General features: G+C 49.8%; 1 tRNA gene and 3 rRNA genes. All 4 read right to left on the reverse strand.

The window, feature by feature from the left end:
* The 4 genes from rrf to F601_RS0100105 all read right to left on the reverse strand — a co-directional run bounded on the left by rrf (position 1) and on the right by F601_RS0100105 (position 4946).
* Positions 1-116, reverse strand: a 5S ribosomal RNA gene (gene rrf / locus F601_RS0100090).
* Between the two features lie 94 nt (positions 117-210).
* Positions 211-3114, reverse strand: a 23S ribosomal RNA gene (locus F601_RS0100095).
* Positions 3115-3259: 145 nt separating this feature from the next.
* Positions 3260-3332 (reverse strand) — tRNA-Ala (locus F601_RS0100100).
* 57 nt (positions 3333-3389) lie between these two features.
* Positions 3390-4946, reverse strand: a 16S ribosomal RNA gene (locus F601_RS0100105).
* The 16S, 23S and 5S rRNA genes sit together here with 1 tRNA gene alongside, the layout of an rRNA operon.
* Positions 4947-5059 lie beyond the last annotated feature (113 nt).

Genomic DNA, 5059 nt, shown 5'->3' on the forward strand with positions numbered 1-5059 from the left:
GCTAAGCGACTACCGTATCTAACAGGGGGCAACCCCCAACTACTTCAGGCGTACTAGGGCTTAACTGCTGTGTTCGGCATGGGAACAGGTGTATCTCCTAGGCTATCGTCACTTAACTATGAGTATTGCTTACTCAAAATTGAATACCTATATTCTAACAAGAAACCGTTACGCTGTCAATATTGACTCTGTGGTTTATTTTTCTTATTCTAGGATAAGTCCTCGAGCTATTAGTATTAGTCCGCTACATGTGTCACCACACTTCCACTTCTAACCTATCTACCTGATCATCTCTCAGGGCTCTTACTGATATAAAATCATGGGAAATCTCATCTTGAGGGGGGCTTCGCACTTAGATGCTTTCAGCGCTTATCCCTTCCCTACATAGCTACCCAGCGATGCCTTTGGCAAGACAACTGGTACACCAGCGGTAAGTCCACTCTGGTCCTCTCGTACTAGGAGCAGATCCTCTCAAATTTCCTACGCCCGCGACGGATAGGGACCGAACTGTCTCACGACGTTCTGAACCCAGCTCGCGTGCCGCTTTAATGGGCGAACAGCCCAACCCTTGGGACCGACTACAGCCCCAGGATGCGACGAGCCGACATCGAGGTGCCAAACCTCCCCGTCGATGTGAACTCTTGGGGGAGATAAGCCTGTTATCCCCAGGGTAGCTTTTATCCGTTGAGCGATGGCCCTTCCATACGGTACCACCGGATCACTAAGCCCGACTTTCGTCCCTGCTCGAGTTGTAGCTCTCGCAGTCAAGCTCCCTTATACCTTTACACTCTGCGAATGATTTCCAACCATTCTGAGGGAACCTTTGGGCGCCTCCGTTACATTTTAGGAGGCGACCGCCCCAGTCAAACTGCCCGTCAGACACTGTCTCCGATAGGGATAACCTATCTAGGTTAGAGTAACCATAACACAAGGGTAGTATCCCAACAACGCCTCCTCCGAAACTAGCGTCCCGGATTCTTAGGCTCCTACCTATCCTGTACATGTGGTACAGGTACTCAATATCAAACTGCAGTAAAGCTCCATGGGGTCTTTCCGTCCTGTCGCGGGTAACCTGCATCTTCACAGGTACTAAAATTTCACCGAGTCTCTCGTTGAGACAGTGCCCAAATCATTACGCCTTTCGTGCGGGTCGGAACTTACCCGACAAGGAATTTCGCTACCTTAGGACCGTTATAGTTACGGCCGCCGTTTACTGGGGCTTCAATTCACACCTTCGCTTACGCTAAGCGCTCCTCTTAACCTTCCAGCACCGGGCAGGCGTCACCCCCTATACATCATCTTACGATTTAGCAGAGAGCTGTGTTTTTGATAAACAGTTGCTTGGGCCTATTCACTGCGGCTGACTTATAGTCAGCGCCCCTTCTCCCGAAGTTACGGGGCCATTTTGCCGAGTTCCTTAACGAGAGTTCTCTCGATCACCTGAGGCTACTCGCCTCGACTACCTGTGTCGGTTTGCGGTACGGGTAGAGTATAATTAAACGCTAGAAGCTTTTCTTGGCAGTGTGACATCACTAACTTCGCTACTAAACTTCGCTCCCCATCACAGCTCAATGTTATAGATGCAAGCATTTGACTCACATCACACCTCACTGCTTAGCCGGACTCTTCCATTCGTCCGGTTTAGTTAGCCTACTGCGTCCCTCCATCACTATATACTCTAGTACAGGAATATCAACCTGTTGTCCATCGGATACACCTTTCGGTCTCTCCTTAGGTCCCGACTAACCCAGGGCGGACGAGCCTTCCCCTGGAAACCTTAGTCTTACGGTGGACAGGATTCTCACCTGTCTTTCGCTACTCATACCGGCATTCTCACTTCTATACGTTCCAGCGCTCCTCACGGTACACCTTCGTCACATATAGAACGCTCTCCTACCATGACACTTACGTGTCATCCACAGCTTCGGTAAACTGTTTTAGCCCCGGTACATTTTCGGCGCAGGGTCACTCGACTAGTGAGCTATTACGCACTCTTTGAATGAATAGCTGCTTCTAAGCTAACATCCTAGTTGTCTGTGCAACCCCACATCCTTTTCCACTTAACAGTTATTTTGGGACCTTAGCTGGTGGTCTGGGCTGTTTCCCTTTCGACTACGGATCTTAGCACTCGCAGTCTGACTGCCGATTATATCTCGTTGGCATTCGGAGTTTATCTGAGATTGGTAATCCGAGATGGACCCCTCACCCAAACAGTGCTCTACCTCCAAGAGACTTAACATCGACGCTAGCCCTAAAGCTATTTCGGAGAGAACCAGCTATCTCCAAGTTCGTTTGGAATTTCTCCGCTACCCACAAGTCATCCAAGCACTTTTCAACGTGCCCTGGTTCGGTCCTCCAGTGCGTCTTACCGCACCTTCAACCTGCTCATGGGTAGGTCACATGGTTTCGGGTCTACAACATGATACTAAGTCGCCCTATTAAGACTCGGTTTCCCTACGGCTCCGTCTCTTCAACTTAACCTCGCATCATATCGTAACTCGCCGGTTCATTCTACAAAAGGCACGCTCTCACCCATTAACGGGCTCGAACTTGTTGTAGGCACACGGTTTCAGGTTCTATTTCACTCCCCTCCCGGGGTGCTTTTCACCTTTCCCTCACGGTACTGGTTCACTATCGGTCACTAGAGAGTATTTAGGGTTGGGAGATGGTCCTCCCGGATTCCGACGAGATTTCGCGTGTCTCGCCGTACTCAGGATACTGCTAGGGTTAAAGACTATTTCGACTACGAGGCTGTTACTCTCTTTGGCCTACCTTCCCAGGTAGTTCGTCTATAATCTTGTCGTCCCACGTCGCAGTCCTACAACCCCGAGAAGTAAACTTCTCGGTTTGCCCTCCTGCCGTTTCGCTCGCCGCTACTAAGGCAATCGCTTTTGCTTTCTCTTCCTGCAGCTACTTAGATGTTTCAGTTCACTGCGTCTTCCTTCTCATAACCTTAACAGTTATGGATGACAGCCATTAGCTGCCGGGTTCCCCCATTCGGACATCTCTGGATCAAAGCTTACTTACAGCTCCCCAAAGCATTTCGTCGTTAGTCACGTCCTTCATCGGCTTCTAGTGCCAAGGCATCCACCGTGCGCCCTTATTAACTTAACCTTATTTCTTTTAAAAAACTCATTAAATATTCACAGCGTTTTCGGTTTATTTTCTTGTTACTATCTACAATTCAATTTCTTGAATCGTGGAATTTGATATAGATATTCAATTTTCAATGGACAATCTTAACATCTCTAGATGTTAATGGAGCCTAGCGGGATCGAACCGCTGACCTCCTGCGTGCAAAGCAGGCGCTCTCCCAGCTGAGCTAAGGCCCCACAAGACCTCTCAAAACTAAACAAGATCAAACCAAACGTGCTTCCGTGTTTCCTTAGAAAGGAGGTGATCCAGCCGCACCTTCCGATACGGCTACCTTGTTACGACTTCACCCCAATCATCTATCCCACCTTAGGCGGCTGGCTCCTAATAGGTTACCTCACCGACTTCGGGTGTTACAAACTCTCGTGGTGTGACGGGCGGTGTGTACAAGGCCCGGGAACGTATTCACCGCGGCGTGCTGATCCGCGATTACTAGCGATTCCGACTTCATGTAGGCGAGTTGCAGCCTACAATCCGAACTGAGATTGGCTTTAAGAGATTAGCTTGCCGTCACCGGCTTGCGACTCGTTGTACCAACCATTGTAGCACGTGTGTAGCCCAGGTCATAAGGGGCATGATGATTTGACGTCATCCCCACCTTCCTCCGGTTTATTACCGGCAGTCTCGCTAGAGTGCCCAACTGAATGATGGCAACTAACAATAGGGGTTGCGCTCGTTGCGGGACTTAACCCAACATCTCACGACACGAGCTGACGACAACCATGCACCACCTGTCACCAGTGCCCCGAAGGGAAATCCTATCTCTAGGACGGTCACTGGGATGTCAAGACCTGGTAAGGTTCTTCGCGTTGCTTCGAATTAAACCACATGCTCCACCGCTTGTGCGGGCCCCCGTCAATTCCTTTGAGTTTCAACCTTGCGGTCGTACTCCCCAGGCGGAGTGCTTAATGCGTTAGCTGCGGCACTAAGCCCCGGAAAGGGCCTAACACCTAGCACTCATCGTTTACGGCGTGGACTACCAGGGTATCTAATCCTGTTTGCTCCCCACGCTTTCGAGCCTCAGCGTCAGTTACAGACCAGAGAGCCGCTTTCGCCACCGGTGTTCCTCCATATATCTACGCATTTCACCGCTACACATGGAATTCCACTCTCCCCTTCTGCACTCAAGCCCTGCAGTTTCCAAAGCGAACATTGGTTGAGCCAATGCCTTTAACTTCAGACTTACAGAGCCGCCTGCGCTCGCTTTACGCCCAATAAATCCGGACAACGCTCGGGACCTACGTATTACCGCGGCTGCTGGCACGTAGTTAGCCGTCCCTTTCTGGTAAGATACCGTCACTTGAGTAACTTTCCACTCTACTCAACGTTCTTCTCTTACAACAGAGCTTTACGATCCGAAAACCTTCTTCACTCACGCGGCGTTGCTCGGTCAGGGTTCCCCCCATTGCCGAAGATTCCCTACTGCTGCCTCCCGTAGGAGTCTGGGCCGTGTCTCAGTCCCAGTGTGGCCGATCACCCTCTCAGGTCGGCTATGTATCGTCGCCTTGGTAAGCCGTTACCTTACCAACTAGCTAATACAACGCAGGTCCATCTACTAGTGAAGCATTTGCTCCTTTTAAATTTCTAACATGTGTTAAAAACTCTTATGCGGTATTAGCTATCGTTTCCAATAGTTATCCCCCGCTAGTAGGCAGGTTACCTACGCGTTACTCACCCGTTCGCGACTCATGATTAATGGTGTAGCAAGCTACGGTATCAATCATGCGTTCCACTTGCATGTATTAGGCACGCCGCCAGCGTTCGTCCTGAGCCAGGATCAAACTCTCATTTAAAAAGTTTGAGCTTTCACTCATGTCGTCATCTACTGACTTATTGTTTCTTTTGACAGGTTACTTAATGTAACCCGCACGTTTGGTTCGTCTTCTTGTTCAGTTCTCAAAGGTCT

The sequence above is a fragment of the Streptococcus henryi DSM 19005 genome, from assembly GCF_000376985.1.
Classification (GTDB): domain Bacteria; phylum Bacillota; class Bacilli; order Lactobacillales; family Streptococcaceae; genus Streptococcus; species Streptococcus henryi.